At 72.2% G+C, this 16,707-nt stretch carries 15 protein-coding genes; 4 read left to right on the top strand and 11 right to left on the bottom strand.

Annotation, left to right across the window (positions count from 1 at the left end; translation table 11 throughout):
- Positions 1–15: 15 nt before the first annotated feature.
- Complete coding sequence (locus AC0665_RS33400) at positions 16–219, bottom strand: hypothetical protein (protein ID WP_030852030.1); 204 nt, start codon at positions 217–219, stop codon at positions 16–18.
- A gap of 378 nt (positions 220–597) precedes the next feature.
- Complete coding sequence (locus AC0665_RS33395) at positions 598–879, bottom strand: acylphosphatase (protein ID WP_478609047.1); 282 nt, start codon at positions 877–879, stop codon at positions 598–600.
- A 161-nt stretch (positions 880–1,040) separates the two neighbouring features.
- Between AC0665_RS33395 and AC0665_RS33390 the strand changes: the two genes are divergently transcribed.
- Positions 1,041–2,222, top strand: coding sequence for a CAP domain-containing protein (locus AC0665_RS33390; RefSeq protein WP_468412997.1), 1,182 nt, complete (start codon positions 1,041–1,043; stop codon positions 2,220–2,222).
- Positions 2,223–2,237: 15 nt separating this feature from the next.
- On the opposite strand, the gene AC0665_RS33385 is transcribed toward AC0665_RS33390, so the two are convergent.
- Positions 2,238–2,822, bottom strand: a complete 585-nt coding sequence (locus AC0665_RS33385) for a flavodoxin family protein (RefSeq protein ID WP_468412999.1) — start codon at positions 2,820–2,822, stop codon at positions 2,238–2,240.
- 107 nt (positions 2,823–2,929) lie between these two features.
- On the opposite strand from AC0665_RS33385, the gene AC0665_RS33380 reads away from it, so the two are divergent.
- A complete protein-coding gene (locus tag AC0665_RS33380; protein ID WP_468413001.1) occupies positions 2,930–3,328 on the top strand; it encodes a winged helix-turn-helix transcriptional regulator in 399 nt (132 codons plus the stop codon).
- On the opposite strand, the gene mutM is transcribed toward AC0665_RS33380, so the two are convergent.
- From mutM to AC0665_RS33340, 8 genes are all read right to left on the bottom strand, one after another.
- On the bottom strand, positions 3,318–4,178 hold the full coding sequence (gene mutM / locus AC0665_RS33375; RefSeq protein WP_468634059.1) for a bifunctional DNA-formamidopyrimidine glycosylase/DNA-(apurinic or apyrimidinic site) lyase: 861 nt from the start codon (positions 4,176–4,178) through the stop codon (positions 3,318–3,320). The genes AC0665_RS33380 and mutM overlap by 11 nt on opposite strands.
- A 104-nt stretch (positions 4,179–4,282) precedes the next feature.
- Positions 4,283–5,134 (bottom strand): ribonuclease III, encoded by an 852-nt coding sequence (rnc, locus tag AC0665_RS33370; protein ID WP_468413005.1) that lies wholly within the window; start codon positions 5,132–5,134, stop codon positions 4,283–4,285.
- 7 nt (positions 5,135–5,141) lie between these two features.
- On the bottom strand, positions 5,142–5,315 hold the full coding sequence (rpmF, locus tag AC0665_RS33365; RefSeq protein WP_003951102.1) for a 50S ribosomal protein L32: 174 nt from the start codon (positions 5,313–5,315) through the stop codon (positions 5,142–5,144).
- A gap of 2 nt (positions 5,316–5,317) precedes the next feature.
- Positions 5,318–5,968: a YceD family protein gene (locus tag AC0665_RS33360; RefSeq protein WP_468413007.1), complete on the bottom strand. Its 651-nt coding sequence runs from the start codon at positions 5,966–5,968 to the stop codon at positions 5,318–5,320.
- A gap of 128 nt (positions 5,969–6,096) precedes the next feature.
- Positions 6,097–7,167, bottom strand: a complete 1,071-nt coding sequence (locus AC0665_RS33355) for an ATP synthase F0 subunit B (protein WP_478609042.1) — start codon at positions 7,165–7,167, stop codon at positions 6,097–6,099.
- A 121-nt stretch (positions 7,168–7,288) separates the two neighbouring features.
- Complete coding sequence (gene coaD / locus AC0665_RS33350) at positions 7,289–7,768, bottom strand: pantetheine-phosphate adenylyltransferase (RefSeq protein ID WP_363118170.1); 480 nt, start codon at positions 7,766–7,768, stop codon at positions 7,289–7,291.
- Positions 7,769–7,794: 26 nt separating this feature from the next.
- The gene (gene rsmD / locus AC0665_RS33345) at positions 7,795–8,382 is read right to left on the bottom strand and encodes a 16S rRNA (guanine(966)-N(2))-methyltransferase RsmD (protein ID WP_478609040.1); all 588 of its coding nucleotides are present in this window, start codon (positions 8,380–8,382) and stop codon (positions 7,795–7,797) included.
- Between the two features lie 80 nt (positions 8,383–8,462).
- Positions 8,463–11,705 carry a helicase-related protein gene (locus tag AC0665_RS33340; RefSeq protein ID WP_478706457.1) on the bottom strand — a complete coding sequence of 1,081 codons (3,243 nt, stop codon included), beginning with the start codon at positions 11,703–11,705 and terminating at the stop codon, positions 8,463–8,465.
- A 186-nt stretch (positions 11,706–11,891) separates the two neighbouring features.
- On the opposite strand from AC0665_RS33340, the gene AC0665_RS33335 reads away from it, so the two are divergent.
- Together AC0665_RS33335 and AC0665_RS33330 are read left to right on the top strand one after the other, a co-directional pair.
- Positions 11,892–13,733, top strand: a complete 1,842-nt coding sequence (locus tag AC0665_RS33335; protein ID WP_478706487.1) for an HSP90 family protein — start codon at positions 11,892–11,894, stop codon at positions 13,731–13,733.
- Positions 13,730–16,702, top strand: a complete 2,973-nt coding sequence (locus AC0665_RS33330; RefSeq protein WP_478706456.1) for a tetratricopeptide repeat protein — start codon at positions 13,730–13,732, stop codon at positions 16,700–16,702. Before AC0665_RS33335 ends, AC0665_RS33330 begins: the two co-directional genes overlap by 4 nt.
- Positions 16,703–16,707 lie beyond the last annotated feature (5 nt).

The following is a 16,707-nucleotide window of genomic DNA, read 5'->3' as shown; positions in this document are numbered from 1 at the left end:
GGAGCGGTGCAGTGATCAGGTGAGCGCAGGCTCCGCCTGGTGTGCGTCAACGCTCTCCATGATCCTGTCGTGAGAAGCGGCAGCCGTCAGCGCTTCGTTCTCCGCCTGGATTCGTCCGAGCTCGGATTCCAGGTCCTGGACGCGCTGCTGGAGCCGTCGCATCTCGGCGAGGAGTCGAGGGTCGGAGCCGCCGACGTAACCGAGAAGCGCCTTTGCCATGATGGATGGTCCTCCACAATGCGTGACCGACCGCTGCGGTGTGGGTCGTGAGGGATTCGCACCCGCAGTCTTGGCAGGGCCTGGAGTTGTGCTGCCGTTCAGCCATGCCAAACAGCTAAGGTGCGCGGGGCTTTCAGCGTCTCACCAAAAAGTTTGACGGTCAACACGATCACGCCCCGTATTGGGGGGCGACCCGGGCGCGCGCGGCCTGGAACGGCCGTACTGCGGCTTCTGCGGGGCCCTCGGGGCGTGGCGATCATCCTTGCGTGCGGAGCCTGTCAAGGCAAGCGGTTCTGGCAATCACCAGCAAGTTTCCGTTCGGGGTGGCGGCCAGGACCCCGTTCCCGGGCGGCCTCGGCAGCCGCCCGGCGGGAGTGATCAGCGGACGGCGAAGCCGTTGTAGCCGCCGCGCGGTGTGTCCCAGATCTCGGTGACGCCGTCCACGCGCCCGGGCGTGTCGTCGCTGCGGAGCCACTCCAGCAGCCCCTCGCAGCCCTCGCGACCCCCCTCGGCGACCACCTGGACCCGCCCGTCGCCCAAATTGAGAGCAAAGCCACTCAGGCCGCCGATCTCCAATGCCTTCGCCCGCGTGAACCAGCGGAAACCCACACCTTGGACGCGTCCACGCACCCAGGCGACCATTCGCACATCCTCGCTCATGACTGCAACCTAACCGCCCAATCTCCCTCCGGGCACTTCCTCCACTTGCGCCATGAGGTACCGTCCCCCCTCAACGAATCTCATATGAAACTCACACGATCGAGTGAGTTTGGTGTTGATCTCGAGGACGAGTCGACCGACAGGACGAGGAAGGCCAGGACATGGGACGCCACCGACGCTCGGACGCCGGCCGCGCCGCCACGGGCCGCGCCACGGGGAGCACCCACACCGACGGCTTCGCGGAGGTCCGCGATCCGCTGCGCTCCGGCGCCGACGACGCCCCGACGATGGGCATCGCGCCCTATCTGAACCCGGAGGCGTACGCCGACACCCACGCCAGGAGCGAGGCCTACCTGTTCGGGTCGGAGGCGTCCGCCGCGGCCGACCGCTTCGACGACACGGCCGTCTTCGCCGGTGACGGCTTCGCGAGCGACGGCTTCACGCCCGACGGCTTCGCCGGCGACGGTTTCACCCCCGACGGCGGCACCCGGCGCGCGGGCTCGCACCGCCGCCGCAAGAAGACCGCCCGGCCGGTGCGCTCCGGACTGCTCGGCGTCTCCGCCGCCGTCGCCCTCGGCACGGTCGCGGTCGCCACGGGCGCCGTGCCCGGCCTCGACAACTACAAGCTCGGCGGGGGCGGCGGGGCCGACAAGGTCCAGGCCGGGGACACGCCGACGAACTCCCCGATCGAGCAGGGCGGCACCTCGGGCAGCGCCGACAGCCGGGACGACGCGCCCACCAGCCGGGACGCCGAGCGTTCGGTCTCGCCGTCGCCGTCCGCCTCGAAGTCGTCGGCCGCGCCGACGAAGACGCCGGAGAAGCCGGAGAAGACGGACAAGGCTCGGGAGAAGGCTCCGGAGAAGAAGGCACCGGCGGCCACCCCGAGCGAGAAGCCGGCCGACACCCCCTCGCGCACGGCCACGAAGGCGCCGGGGAAGTCCGGCGCCTCCGCCGCCCTGTCCGGCGAGTCCGCCGCCGCGGCCCAGGTCCTCAGCCTCGTGAACGAGGAGCGGGCCAAGGTGGGCTGCAGCCCGGTCGCCGCCAACAGCGCCCTGACCGGCCTGGCCCAGAGCTACAGCGAGGACATGGCCGCACGCGGCTTCTTCGACCACACCGACCCGGACGGCCGCACGCCGTGGGACCGGGCCGAGAAGGCCGGGATATCCAACCTCGGCGGTGAGAACATCGCGCGCGGCCAGGCCGACGCCGCGGCCGTGATGGACGCCTGGATGAACAGCCCCGGCCACCGCGCGAACATACTGAACTGCGACTTCAAGACGCTCGGCGTCGGTGTCGAGTTCGGCTCCGGCGGCCCCTGGTGGACGCAGAACTTCGGCTACTGACGCCCCTCACGACACTCAGGCGGCGGCCAGGCCCTTGAGGAACACCCTGGCCGTCTCCGCCACCCGGCGGCCCAGGTGCTCGGCGGTGGCGATGTCGGCCTTGTGGACGGCGTCCGGACCCTCGTCGGCGTTGGTCTGGGCGGCCGCGCCCACGAAGACCCCGAGACGGTTCAGGTCGTGCTCGGAGGCGGTGCTGCTGTTCCATCCCGGGAGCAGACCGAGGCTGACCCAGTGCATGCCGAGCTGCCCGGCGAGGATCTGGAAGTACTGCAGGGTGTGCAGCTTGTCGCCGCTCTTGGACGCGGAGTTGGTGAAGCCCGCGGCCAGCTTGTCCTTCCAGGCCTGGGTCGCCCAGCGCTTCGACGTGGCCTCCGCGAAGACGTGGAAGGCGCCCGACGCGGTGCCCATGTAGGTCGGCGAGCCGAACACGATGGCGTCCGAGCGGTCGAGGATCGCCCACTGCTCCTCGGTGATCTCGTCGACCTTGATCAGGTGCACTTCGGCACCGGCCTCGACGGCACCGGCCCGGACGGCCTCGGCGATGACGGCGGTGTGGCCGTAGCCGGAGTGGTAAGCGAGAGAGACGACAGGGGTGGTCACGTGAGCGCTCCTGAGATAGGCAGGTCGATAACGGTGACCACAGGAAAGCACTAACTTTCGGTTAGTGCAACCTGTCGGTTAGCGCTGCGCTGACGTAGGCTGGGCATATGACCACCACCCAGGAGCGCACGGAGGGCCTCGACGACCTCCCGTACAACGTGTTCGCCAAGGCCTGTCCCTCGCGCGGCACGCTGGAGCACATCACGGGCCGCTGGGGCGGTCTCACGCTCGGCGCCCTGTACGAGGGCTCGCTGCGCTTCAACGAGCTGCGCCGCCGTGTCGACGGGGTGAGCGAGAAGATGCTGTCCCAGACGCTGCACGCCCTGGAGCGCGACGGCCTGGTCCACCGCGAGGCGCAGCCGACCAACCCGCCCCGGGTGGACTACGAGCTGACGCCGCTGGGACGCGCCGTGGCCGAGCGGCTGCTCGCCCTGATCCATTTCGTGGAGGGCAGCATGGACGAGGTCCTGGCCGCGCGCGAGCGGTACGACTCCGCTAGGGCGTGATCCGCGGCGGCCGCTGGCACGTCGGGCAGAAGTAGCTCGACCGGTTCATCCAGGGCCGCCGCCGCATGGGCGTGCCACAGCGCCGGCAGGGCAGTCCCTCCCGGCCGTACGCGTCCAGGGACCGGTCGAAGTAGCCGGACTCGCCGTTGACGTTGACGTACAGGCTGTCGAAGCTGGTGCCGCCCACCGCGAGGGCCGCGTTCATCACGTCCCGCACATGCCCCAGGAGCAGCAGCGTGCGCGGGCGCGTGAAGGTCGCGGTCGGGCGCTCGTAGTGGATGCGCGAGCGCCACAGCGCCTCGTCCGCGTAGATGTTGCCGACACCGCTGATCAGCGACTGGTCGAGCAGCGCCCGCTTGATCGTGGACCGCTTGCGGCGCAGCGCCCGGTGGAAGGCCTCGTCGTCGAAGAGCGGGTCCAGCGGGTCGCGGGCGATGTGCGCGATGACGTCGGGCAGGCCGTCCGGGGTGTTCTCGTGCAGCGAGAGGCCGCCGAACGTGCGCTGGTCGACGAAGCGGAGCTCGGTCTCCTGCGCGTCGGTGAAGCGCACGCGGATGCGCAGGTGCTTCTCGTCCGGGGCGGTGTGCGGCTGGACCAGGAGCTGGCCGCTCATGCCGAGGTGGGCCAGGATCGACTGGTCCGTGTCCTCCAGGGGCAGCCACAGGTACTTGCCGCGGCGGCCGGGGACGCCGATGCGGTGGCCCTTCAGGCGGTGCGCGAAGTCATCGGCGCCCGCGAGGTGGCGGCGCACCGCGCGCGGGTGCAGCACCTCGGCCTCGGCGACCGTCCGGTGGGCGACCCACCGCTCGATTCCGCGCCGTACGACCTCGACCTCGGGCAACTCGGGCATGGGGTCCCCCGTCACGAACCTGTGGATGACGCGAGCGCCCGCCCCGGGCAGGGGCGGGCGCTCGGGTGCGCTGTGCGCGCCGCCCGGGTGCGGGCGGCGGCCGGTCAGCCGTCGGCGCTGGCGTCGACGGCCGTGTGGGCGGCCTGCACGGCTGCCGTCTGCGTCGCCTCGGCGGCCTTCGCCGCCTTGGCGCGCTCGTCCGCCGCGGCCCGGATGGACCGCCATGCGGACTCGGCGGCCTGCTGCTCCGCCTCCTTCTTGCTGCGGCCGGTGCCGGTGCCGTACGAGACGCCTCCGACGCGGGCGGCAGCAGTGAAGGTCTTCTCGTGGTCGGGGCCGGTCTCCGTGACCAGGTACTCGGGCACGCCGAGCCCCTCGGTCGCGGTGAGCTCCTGGAGACTGGTCTTCCAGTCCAGGCCGGCTCCGAGGTTCGAGGACTTCTCGATCAGGGGGTCGAACAGGCGGTGCACGAGCTCCGCCGCCGATTCCAGACCCTGGTCCAGGTAGACCGCGCCGATCACCGCTTCAAGGGTGTCGGCGAGGATGGACGCCTTGTCCCGGCCGCCCGTGCCCTCTTCACCCCGGCCGAGCCGGATGAAGGAGCCCAGGTCGAGCCCGCGGCCCACTTCGGCGAGTGCACGCGAGTTGACCACCGCGGCCCGCAGTTTGGCCAGCTGGCCTTCAGGCAGGTCGGGGTGGGTGCGGTACAGCGTGTCCGTGACCACGAGGCCGAGGACGGAGTCCCCGAGGAACTCCAGGCGCTCGTTGGTCGGCAGACCGCCGTTCTCGTATGCGTACGACCGGTGGGTCAGTGCGCGCACCAGAAGGGCGGACTCGAGCTTGTAGCCGAGCCGCCCTTCCAGAAGCGTGTGGGACGAGGCCTGGTTGTTGTCCGCCGGAGCACTCCCGCTCACACGGGAAGACTTGTTCTTAGGCGTGGACACAGTGCCTCTCACCAGCCGCTCAGACCTCGAGGACCTGGCGCTTGTTGTAGGTGCCGCACGACGGGCACGCGATGTGCTGCTGCTTGGGCTCGTGGCAGCGCTCGCACGCAACCAGGGTGGGGACCGCAGCCTTCCACTGCGACCGGCGGTGGCGCGTGTTGCTGCGCGACATCTTCCGCTTCGGAACAGCCACGGCTACTTCTCCTGCTTCTCGTCGACGCCCGCTTCCGCGTCAGCGCCGCTGATCTCGTCCTTCTCGCCGTCCTTCATGGTGCCGGCGAGTCCCTGCAGTGCCGCCCAACGGATGTCGACGGCGTCATGGTGGTGGTCCGGGTCGTCCGCCAGCCGCACGCCACACTCGGCGCACAGACCGGGGCAGTCTTCCCGGCACACCGGCTGCATCGGCAGTGCGAGCACCACCGCATCACGCAGCACGGGCTCGAGGTCGAACAAGCCGTCCTCGAGGAAGAGCCTGTCCTCGTCGTCCTCGGCGTCGTCGCCCGGTTCCGCGGTCACGCGGCCCCGGTCGTCGGCGTCAGGGTACGAGAACATCTCCTGGAAATCCGCTTCGAGTTCCTGCTCGAGCGGCTCCAGACACCTTACGCACTCCCCCTCGGCCGTGGCACGGGCGGTGCCTGTGACGAGCACCCCTTCCATGACCGACTCCAGACGGAGTTCGAGCTCCACCGGGGCGCCTTCCGGCACTCCGATGACCTCCTTGAGACCGAGGTCCCGGGGAGCGTCGACCGTGCGGGTCAGGCGCTGGAGCGCACCAGGCCGCCGGCCCAGCTCGTGCGTGTCGAACACGAGGGGGTTGCGGTGGTCGAGGCGGGCGTTCAGAGCCATTCCTGCTTTCGATCTGTCGAGCTCGTGGAACCGCCGCCCTTCGGTGTTCCGGGCAGCGTTGATCGCGGACGTACGCGCGACCGAAGAGCCAGGATACTGGACCTTTCGCTGTCGGCCCAATCCGGTGCTCAGCCCTGACCGCGACCCTGCTCGTAGGCCCGCAGCTGCTCGGCGCTGATCATGCCGGTGTCGAAGAGGCTGGTCTCGTCGAGGGCGTACTGCTGGTGCGCCTGGTGGCCCTGGTCCTCCTGCTGCGCCTGGTGCGACTGGTTCGGGTCGTAGGCGGCCTGCTGGGGGTCGTAGCCCTGGTAGGCGTAGGGATCGGCGTGCTGGTAGCCGTACGGGTCGGTCTGATCCGCGTAGGCCTGCTGCTGCGGATAGCCGCCGTAAGGGTCGGCCTGCTCCCCGTAGCCGTAAGCCGGCTGGGGCTGTGCGTAGTCCTGCCGCTGAGCGGGGCGCTCGGCGGGCGCGGTCGGCTGCTCGGTGAGGGCGGCCAGGTCGGCGAGGTAGTCGGCGTCGCTGGAGTGCTGGATGGTGCTCGCGTCGTCGGCGAGGGCGCCGAGGTCGTCGGTGGCGATCCGGCCGTGCAGCTTCTGCCGGCCCCGGCCGACGGCCTCCAGGGTCTTGGCGAGGACCGCCTCGAAGGCGCCGAGCTTGACGTCGACGTATTCGTCGGCGCTGCGGCGCTGGGTCTGCGGGTCGTGGCTGCGCTCGGGGGCGTCCTCGTCCTCGTAGCCCTGCTCGTCGGTGCCGGGGCCGGTGCCCAGGAGCTTCTCGCGGCCGCGGCCGACGGAGCCCAGGGTCTTGGTGAGGACGACCTCGAAGTTGGCGAGCTTGGAGTCGACGTACTCGTCGGCCTCGGCGCGGATCTCCTCGGCCTCCTGGCGGGCCTCGGCGAGGATGCGGTCGGCCTCGGCCTGGGAGCGGCGGGCGATCTCGGTGCCGGAGATCAGCGAGCCCCGCTCGGCGTGCGCGCTCTCGATGATGCGCTGGGCCTCCTGGCGGGCCTGCTCGACCATCTCCTCACGGCCGCCGATCAGCTCCTGGGCCTGGGCGAGGGAGTCGGGCAGCGCCGCGCGCACCTCCTCCAGCATCGCGAGCAGTTCGGCGCGGTTGACCACGCACGAGGCCGACATGGGCATGGACCGGGCGCCGGAGACCGCGGAGACGATCTCGTCGAGCTTCTTCTGCACGTCCACCGTGTGCTCGCCACTCTCTACAGATGCGTTGGAGACGGACGGGACGACTGTACGGCCATGGGGTCGCCGGGGAACACCGGGTGACGGGCAGTCAGGCCCCGGTGCGGCGCCCCGGGCGGCTTCAGTCCTTCCGCAGCCGCTCGGTGAGCTGCTGGAGGACCTCCGCCGGGACCAGGTGCGAGACGTCGCCGCCCCAGGTCGCGACCTCCTTGACCAGGGAGGACGACAGGAAGCTGTAGGTGGGGTTGGTGGGGATGAACAGGGTTTCCACGCCCGAGAGGCCGTTGTTCATCTGCGCCATCTGGAGCTCGTAGTCGAAGTCGCTGACCGCGCGCAGGCCCTTGACGATGGCGGGGATGTCGCGCTGCTTGCAGAAGTCGACGAGCAGGCCGTGGAAAGCCTCCACGCGGACGTTGCCGTACTCGGCGGTGACCCGGCGGATCAGGTCGATCCGCTCCTCGATCTCGAACAGGCCCTTCTTGGACTGGTTGATCATCACCGCGACGTAGACCTCGTCGTACAGCCTGGAGGCGCGGGAAATGATGTCGAGATGTCCGTTGGTGATCGGGTCGAACGACCCGGGACAGACGGCGCGGCGCACTTGTGATCCCTCGCTCTCCGGTCCGGTCATCGTGCGTCTTCGCACGTAGAGGCGGCGCGACCGTACCAAAACGTTCCCTCGCCGTAACGACGGGCCCGGAGGGGCTCGAAACCCTCGGGCCACCGGAATTCACCGCCTCTGGTGCTGCGCTCCACGGTGACGAGGGCTTCTTCGGTGAGCCAGCCTTCCGTGCGGAGTGTGAGCAGGATCTCCCGAAGATCGTCGTCCGTGACGGCGTACGGGGGGTCGAGGAAGACGAGGTCGTAGGGGTCGCCGGGGGGTGCGCTGCGGATGATCTGTTCCGCTTTGCCCGCCCTGACCTCGGCGCCGGGCAGGGCGAGGCTCTTCACGTTCTCGCGGACGGTGCGGACGGCCTTGGCGTCGGCCTCGACGAGGAGGGTGTGGCCCGCGCCCCGGGAGAGGGCCTCCAGGCCCACGGCACCGGAGCCGGCGTAGAGGTCGAGGACGCGTTCGCCGTCCAGGGGGCCGCCGAGGAGGGACTGCCAGGTGGAAAAGAGGCCTTCGCGTGCGCGGTCGGAGGTGGGGCGGGTGCCGGTGCCGGGGGGTACGGCGAGTCGACGTCCGCCGGCTGTGCCGGCGATCACGCGGGTCATCTTCGGTCCTTGGTCGTGGGCGGGTACAGGTTCATTGTGGCTGGTCGCGCGGTTCCCCGCGCCCCTTGGGGCGACAACCGTCACCCCTTTTCCAGGTACTGCTCCCGCTCCTCGTCCAAGAGGGCGTCCAGAGCCGTCCGGAGGGCCGGGAGGCGGCTCAGCTCGGGATCGTCGGCCACCACCGCCGTCGCTTCCTGCCGGGCCTCCGCGATGATCTCCTCGTCCTCGATGACCGCGAGCATCCTCAGGCTGGTGCGCGCGCCCGACTGGGCCTGGCCGAGGACGTCACCCTCCCGGCGTTGCTCCAGGTCGATGCGGGAGAGTTCAAAACCGTCGAGCGTGGCGGCGACCGCGCCCAGGCGCTGACGGGCCGGGCTCGCCTCGGGCATCTCGGTGACCAGGAGGCAGAGGCCGGGGGCCGAGCCACGGCCCACGCGGCCGCGCAGCTGGTGGAGCTGGGAGACGCCGAAGCGGTCCGCGTCCATGATCACCATGGCGGTGGCGTTGGGGACGTTGACGCCGACCTCGATGACGGTCGTGGCGACCAGGACGTGGGTCTCGCCGGCGGCGAAGCGGCGCATGACGGCGTCCTTGTCGTCGGGGTGCATCCTGCCGTGCAGCACCTCGACCTTGAGACCCTGGAGAGGGCCCTCGGCCAGGTGCGCGGCCACGTCGAGGACCGCGAGCGGCGGGCGTTTCTCGGCGTCGTCCTGCGGGGACTGCGCGGCCTTCTTCTTGCCGGTCTTCTTCGGGTCGTCCTCCTCGTCGCCGATGCGGGGGCAGACCACGTACGCCTGGTGGCCGTTCTCCACCTCCTCACGGACCCTTTCCCACGCGCGGGTCAGGAAGTGGGGCTTGTCGGCGGCCGGGACCACATGGCTGGCGATCGGGGAACGGCCGGCCGGGAGCTGGTCCAGGACGGAGGTCTCCAGGTCGCCGAAGACGGTCATCGCGACCGTGCGCGGAATGGGCGTGGCCGTCATGACCAGAAGGTGCGGGGGCTGTTTGCCCTTGCCGCGCAGGGCGTCGCGCTGCTCGACGCCGAAGCGGTGCTGTTCGTCGACCACGACCAGGCCGAGGTCGTGGAACTGCACCTTGTCCTCGATCAGCGCGTGGGTGCCGATGACGATGCCGGCCTCGCCGGTGGTGAGGTCGAGCAGGGCGTGCCGCCGGGCGGCGGCTCCCATGGAACCGGTGAGCAGGACCACCTTGGTGGCCTGCTCGGCCCCGCCCAGCATGCCGCCCTCGGCCAGCTCGCCCATCATCTCCACGATGGACCGGTGGTGCTGCTGCGCGAGCACTTCGGTGGGCGCGAGCATGGCGGCCTGCCCGCCCGCGTCGACCACGGCGAGCATGGCGCGCAGGGCGACCATGGTGTTGTGGGTGACGGTGAAGTTGTCCGTGACGTAGGCGTGGCTCGGGTGGGCGACGCTGATGCACTGGACCGGCTTCCGGCCCACGTACTCGACGGCCCGGATGCCCCGTCGAAACGTGTCGTACGACGGCCCGGGACGCACGCGAGCCGCCTTGCGGGTGAGGCGGAACGGGGCGTACTCGCCGGGCAGGGCCACCGACACCTGGTGGGCGCCTGTCTCCGGCAGCACCCGTGCCCGGCCGCCGAGAGAACGCGCGAGCCAGGCGACGTCCTCCGCGAGCCGGCGTGACGCCGGGCGGAGGGAGATGCCCACGCCGTCGGGGTCGACGGTGCCGAGCGTGTCCATGAGTCCTTGCAGCAGGGCGAGACGGTCCTTGACCGGCGCGTTCTTGAACGGCTCGGGGACGTATGTGCCGTGGGACGTCGCTTCCCAGAGGCCCAGGTCACGCAACGCCCGGATCACGGGGTTCCGCGTGTCTCCGCCGGGCTCCACGAGCTGGATCGTGTGGTCGCGGGGGGCTCCGCTCACCGGTACCAGCCGGCATGCGGGCGCTACCGCCGCCTCCACCGCGGCGAGCGTCTCGGCGTCGTCGGTGGAGAGCCGGAGATCGTGCCGGAGCGAACCGCCTCCCAGCAGCACACCTAGCACGTACGGGTCCAGGGGCAGCCCCGCGTCGCCACCGAGGTCGACCGGCTTGGCCGCCGGGATGTACCACTTCGGGGAGCCGTCGGCCTCGGACATGTCGGCACGGATGTCCCGAGTCGTCATGGCCTTCGGCGCCTGATCGCCAGGCCGTCCGTCACCGGCGCCGACGATCCACAGGTGCTCGTCATCGCACTCGACGGAACTTCCGTCGGTCAGAGCGATGCGCCACACCTCGCGCTCACCCTGCGGGAAGACGCCGTCGATCAGCGCGATCTCCCCGTCGGGAACCACGACCTCCTCCCCGGTCCGCAGGTCGCCCATGCGACGGAAGCCCGTGGGGGTGAGCACCAGGGAGTCGAGGGGCTGGGCCTTGCCCGAGCCGACCTCCCCCTGCAACAGCCGGTGCATCGGATGGTCGGTGGCCAGGTCGTCGAAGATCTCCCGGGAGACGCTCTGCTGGCCGTCGGTGAGGGTGAAGGGGAGGCGGGCGTCGAAGGCTGCGAGGAGACCGTCGGGGGCGGGTTTGCGGGGGACGGCGGGGAGTTGGGCGTCCGTGTGGCGGCGGCGGGCCAGCGCGACCTGGAGGACGAAGGCCTCGTCCCACTTGAGGCGGGAGCGGGCGTCCTCGATGTCGGCCTTGGTGTGCGGGCGGTGGATCTTGAGGAGGGCCTCGGGGAGGGGCACCAGCCCACGCCCCTCGCGCAGGGTGTCCGGGAGCGGCTCGACGGCCTCCTGGGCGGTGGGCAGGACCGTCTGGATCGCCTTGCCGATCTTCCAGGACTCCAGCTTGGCGGTGGCGGGGTAGATCGGGATCAGGGCGCCCGCCCAGGTCTCGACGGACTCCTCCGGATCGCCGCGCAACAACTCATATGCCGGGTGGGCGAGTTGGAGGCGGCGGTTGAAGACGGAGACCTTGCCCGCGAACATCGCGCGGGTGCCCGGCAGGAGTTCCTTGTGCGGCTTGTGGACACCCGCGCCGAAGAAGACCAGTTGGAGCCGGCCGCTGCCGTCCGTGATCGTGACCTCCAGGCGCTGGCCCTTGCCGCGCGGGGCCTTGGCGGAGGCGAAGGTGTGCAGGCGGGCGTCGGCGACCTGCGCGACCACCGTGACGTGCTCGTCCATGGGGAGGTCGGCGAGGTGGGTGAGCTGGCCGCGCTCCTCGTATCTGCGCGGGTAGTGGTGCAGGAGGTCGCCGACGGTGAGCAGGCCGAGGTGCTCGGCCATCACCTTCGCGGTGGCGGGGCCGAGCACCGACTTCAGCGGCTGGCGCAGGGGTTCTTCCAGTGCGGGCACGAGATCCATTGCACACCATGCCACTGACACCGGCTTCCAGGCCACGGCCGACTCGTCGTAAAGGTCCCGGAAACCCCTGGTCAGGCGGCCCTTTCGGGCTTAGGATGACGCGCCTCCGGCCCTTCTTCGCGGTCACCGCCTCACCGGGGCCGCCCGACCCCGCGCCGTCGCGAGTCCCCCACCGGCGCCGTGATGATGGACTCCCAGATCTCACAGCCGTTCCAGCCGTCACCCCATCCGCCCCCGTCACCTCATTCGTTCCAGGTCGACCTGCGTGGTCTGGTGGACCTGCTCTCCCATCACCTCTACTCCAGCCCCAAGGTGTATCTGCGCGAACTGCTGCAGAACGCCGTGGACGCCGTCACGGCCCGGCGGGCGGACGAACCCGGTGCCCCGGCCCGGGTCCGGCTGTACGCGGAGGGCGGCGCGCTGCGTGTCGAGGACACCGGCGTGGGGCTCACCGAGGCGGACGTGCACAGCCTGCTGGCCACGATCGGGCGCAGTTCCAAGCGGGCCGAGGGGCTCCAGGAGGTCCGGTCGGACTTCCTGGGGCAGTTCGGCATCGGGCTGCTGGCCTGTTTCGTCGTGGCCGAGCGGATCCGGGTCGTCAGCCGCAGCGCCCGTACGCCCGGGGCGCCGCCGGTGGAGTGGACGGCGTCCGACGACGGTTCGTACACCGTGCGGACGCTGCCGGACGCCGAGCGGCCCGAACCGGGCACCACCGTGCAGCTGGTGGCCCGGGCGGGCGCGGCGCAGTGGCTCGCACCCGAGCGGGTCGAGGCGCTGGCCCGGGACTTCGGGTCGCTGCTGCCGTACGACATCCGGGTCGGCGACGAGGCGGTCACCGACCTTCCGGCGCCCTGGGACCGGCCATACCCGGGCCCGGCCGCGCGCCGGGTCGCCCTCGCCCGGCACTGCCACGACCTGTTCGGCTTCACCCCGCTGGACACGATCGACCTGTCCGTACCGCTGGCCGGTGTCCGCGGGGTGGCGTACGTGCTGCCCTCGGCGGTGAGCCCGGCCCGGCGCGCGGGTCACCGCGTGCACCTCAAGGGCATGCTGCTGACCGAGCGGGCCGAACAGCTGCTGCCCGACTGGGCGTTCTTCGTGCGCTGCGTGCTCGACACGGACAGCCTGCGGCCCACGGCGTCGCGCGAGGCGCTGTACGAGGACGAGACGCTGGCCGGTGTGCGGGAGGCGCTGGGCGAGCGGATCCGGGCCTGGCTGACGGGGCTGGCGGCCGGTGATCCGGAGCGGCTGGCGGCGTTCCTCGCGGTGCACCACCTGGGCGTGAAGTCCCTGGCCCGGCACGACCGGGAGATGCTGCGCACGATGCTGCCCTGGCTGCCGTTCGAGACGACCGACGGGCGGCTGTCCCTGGAGGAGTTCGCGCAGCGGCACCCGGTGGTGCACTTCACCCGGACCGTGGAGGAGTACCGGCAGGTCGCGCCGATCGCGTCCGCGCAGGGCATCGGCGTGGTCAACGGCGGCTACACCTACGACAGCGAGCTCGTTCAGGCCCTGCCCTCGGTGCGGCCGGGCACCGTGGTCGCCGAGCTGGACGCCGAGACGGTCACCGCGCATCTGGACGCCGTCGACCCGGCCGAGGAGCTGGCGCTGTCCGGGTTCCTGGCGGCGGCCCGGGCCCGGCTCGACCCGCTCGGCTGTGACGTGGTGCTGCGGGCCTTCCACCCGCTGTCCGTGCCCGCCCTGCACCTCGACGACCGGGAGGCCCGGCACGAGCAGGCCCGGGCGGACGCCGAGGAGCGGGCCGACGACCTGTGGGCGGGCATCCTCGGCTCGCTGCGCGGGAGCGCACCCCGCGCGCGTCTGGTCCTGAACCACCTCAACCCGCTCGTGCGGCGGATCGGCGCGCTGCCCGACCCGGAGCTGATCGGCACCGCCACGGAGTCGCTGTACGGGCAGGCGCTGCTGATGGCGCAGCGGCCGCTCAGGCCGGCCGACTCGGCGCTGCTCAACCGGGCGTTCATCGGCCTCCTGGAGTGGGCCACGCACAGCGAGGAGGGTGAGGCATGAGCGCGATCACGGACATCGACGCCCTGCGCGAGGCGATGGCGGAGAACGCCGAGCAGCCGGAGGGGCCGGCCCGCAACGCGCGCGCGGAGGAACTGCTGGCGGCGGCCGAGAAGCTGAACGTCCCGCTCGCCGTGATCGAGGCGCTCGGTCACCAGCTGAAGGTCTACAACTACAGCTCGGAGAAGGGGAAGATGTTCGTCCCCTTCGCGCGGCTGCTGCGTCTGTGGGACGAGCGGCCCGAGGACTTCGACGCGTACGAGACCCACTCGCTGCACTGGGTCTTCAAGTGGGTCTCGGTTGGCATGCTGGACCAGCCGCACGTCCCGCTCGCCTCGATCGAGAAGTGGCTCGGCGAGATGGAGCACCGCTACCGGCTCGCCGGGCACTCCGAACGGGCGGTGCGCAGCGCCGAGCACAGTGTGGCCGCGCATGTCGGGGACGTGGCGCGGGCCGAGCGGGCCTACGCCGCGTGGCTGGCCGCCGACCGGGACGGCATGGCCGACTGCCACGCCTGTGAGCTGCACGGACAGGGCTGGTGGCAGGCCGAGCGGGGGCGGGACGCCGAGGCCCTGGAGTTGTGGCGGCCGGTGCTGGAGGGCGAGTACGCCTGCGCCCACGAGCCGCACTCGGTCCTCGCCTCCTCACTACTGCCGCTGCTGCGGCTGGGGCGTCCGGACGAGGCCCGGGCCTGCCATCTGCGGGGCTTCCGGCTCGTCCGGGCGATGGAGAGCATGCGCGGCGCGTACGCGGACCATGTGGAGTTCTGCGCGCTGACCGGCAACGAGGCACGGGGTCTTGAGCTGCTCGCGGAGCGGCCGGCGTACTTCACGGGTGACGGGCATCCGAGGAGCAAGCTGGACTTCCTGAGTGTGGTCGCCCTGCTCATGGACCGCCTGACGGAGCTCGGGCGGGGCGAGGGGCGGGTACCGGGCCCGCCCGGCCGGGAGTGGAACGCCCGTGAACTCGCCGCGCACGCGCGCGAGGAGGCCCTCGCCCTGGCGGCGCGTTTCGACGAGCGCAACGGCACGACGCACGTGAGCGAGCGGGCCCGCGCGCGGATGACGCGGCGACCGCTGGTGGACCGGCTGCCGCTGGGGGTGCGCTCGGCCCGCCCCGCTCCCCCGCCCGCTCCCCCCGCCGCCGCGGTTCCCGCGCCGGGGCAGCAGGATCTGCCCGCCCTCCTGGCCGAGGCGCGGCGGCTGTCGGACACCTTGCGGCCGGGGGCCGTGGAGGCGTGGGCGGCGGTCGCGGAGGCGGCGGGGGACGCCGGACTGGACGCGCGCGACCGTGCGGAGATGGCCGACCACGAGGCGATGTCCCTCGGCCCCGAGGGGGCCGGCCTCTTCGAACGGGCCGCCGCCCTCTACGCGGAGGCGGGCGACCCGGGCGAGGCCCTGGCGGCACGCGCGCGTGGGGCGTACGTCCGCGCGCTCGCGGGTGACGTGGACGGCGCCGCCGTGGCGGTGACCGGCCTCTACGACGAGGTCCTCGCGTTGTACGCCGCCGACGGCACGGGGATACGGCAGACGGCGTCCGTCGTGATGAGCCGGGCGCGGATTTTGACGCGCCGTGCGCACGGCGGTGAGGGCGACGGGGCGGTCCTCGCCGAGGCCGAGGCCGCCGTACGGGAGGTTCTCGCACTCGTCGACGGCCGGACCGGCCAGGACGTGCGGCTGACCGCGCGGGTCGCCGAGGCACAGGCGATGCTCGGGGAGCTGGCCGGGCTGGCCGGGGATCTGGAGACGGCCGCGGAGCTGTTCGCGCGGGGCGCGTCGGCGTTCGTCGCGGCGGGGCTGCCCTGGTTCGCGGTGGAGTACGAGGCGCGGCTCGCCTCCCTGGCCCACCACCTGGGCGACATGACGGAGGCGGAGCGGGCGCTGCGGGCGGCCCTGGAGCACGGCGGAGCGCAGCTGGAGGCGCCCGGCCGGGCCCAGCTGCACCTTCAGCTCGGGGAGGTCGTGGGCGGCCGGGGCGACGCCGTGGAGGCCGCCGAGCACGCCCTGGAGGCGGCCCATTGGGCCGACGAGGCGGGCGAGTCGGCGACGCTGGGTGCCTGGGCGCGACAGCAGCTCGGCGGGTTCCTGCTGCGGCAGGGCCGGTGGGCCGAGGCCGCCGAGGTGCTGGAGTCGGCGCTGCCCGACCTGAGCGCCGAGACGCACGGCGACGGGGCGGTGGTGCAGACGCTGTGGTGGCTGGGCGACTGCCTGGGCGAGCTGGGCGAGCACCGCGCGGCGGCCGAACGGCGTCTGGAGGCCGCCGGGATCGCCCGCCACTGGCCCGAACAGCACGACCACGCGACCCTCGCCCACCTGGCCGGGGAGTCGCTCGGTCAGGCCGGGCTGCCCGCCGAGGCGGACCGGGCCTACGCGCGCGCGGGCGAGCTGTGGCGCGCGCTCGGCGACACCCCCGGCCTGGTCCGCTCCCTGCGGGCCCGCGCCTGGCTGGCGCTGCACGCGGAGGACGGGCTGGAGGCCGCACGGGGCCTGATGGCCGAGGCGGTCCGGGAGTGCGAGGCGGCTCGGGACGCGGCTTGTGACGCGGAGTCCCGCGAGCAGCTCGTCGCCGAACTCGGCGACACCCACGGGCAGTTCGGCGACCTGCTGGCCCGCTCCGCCTCCGAGGGCGCCGCAGGGGCCGCGGACACGGCGGTGTTCGAGGAGGCGCTGGCCGAAGTGGTGCGGTCGGCCGAGGTGTTCGCCTCGCTCGGGGACGGCGCCCTGCACGGCCGCACCAGAGCGGAACTCGCCGCGGGCCGGCTGGAGGCCGACCTGGGCCGTCCCGCCGCCGCGGCGGCACGCGCGCGTGCGGTGCTGGCCGCGTACGAGGGGTACGTCGGCGTGGCGGCGGACGGCGGGCACCACGACGGTGAGGGCGACGCGGTGCGGGCCCGCCGGGCGGAGGCCGAGCACCTGCTCCGGCTGCTGGCGCCCCAGCCGGACCGAGAAGGCCCGGCCGCCGCGGGCCGGTGACGGGG

Source organism: Streptomyces sp. NPDC043685 (assembly GCF_056436585.1).
This window is presented reverse-complemented; position numbering and strand designations above follow the sequence as displayed.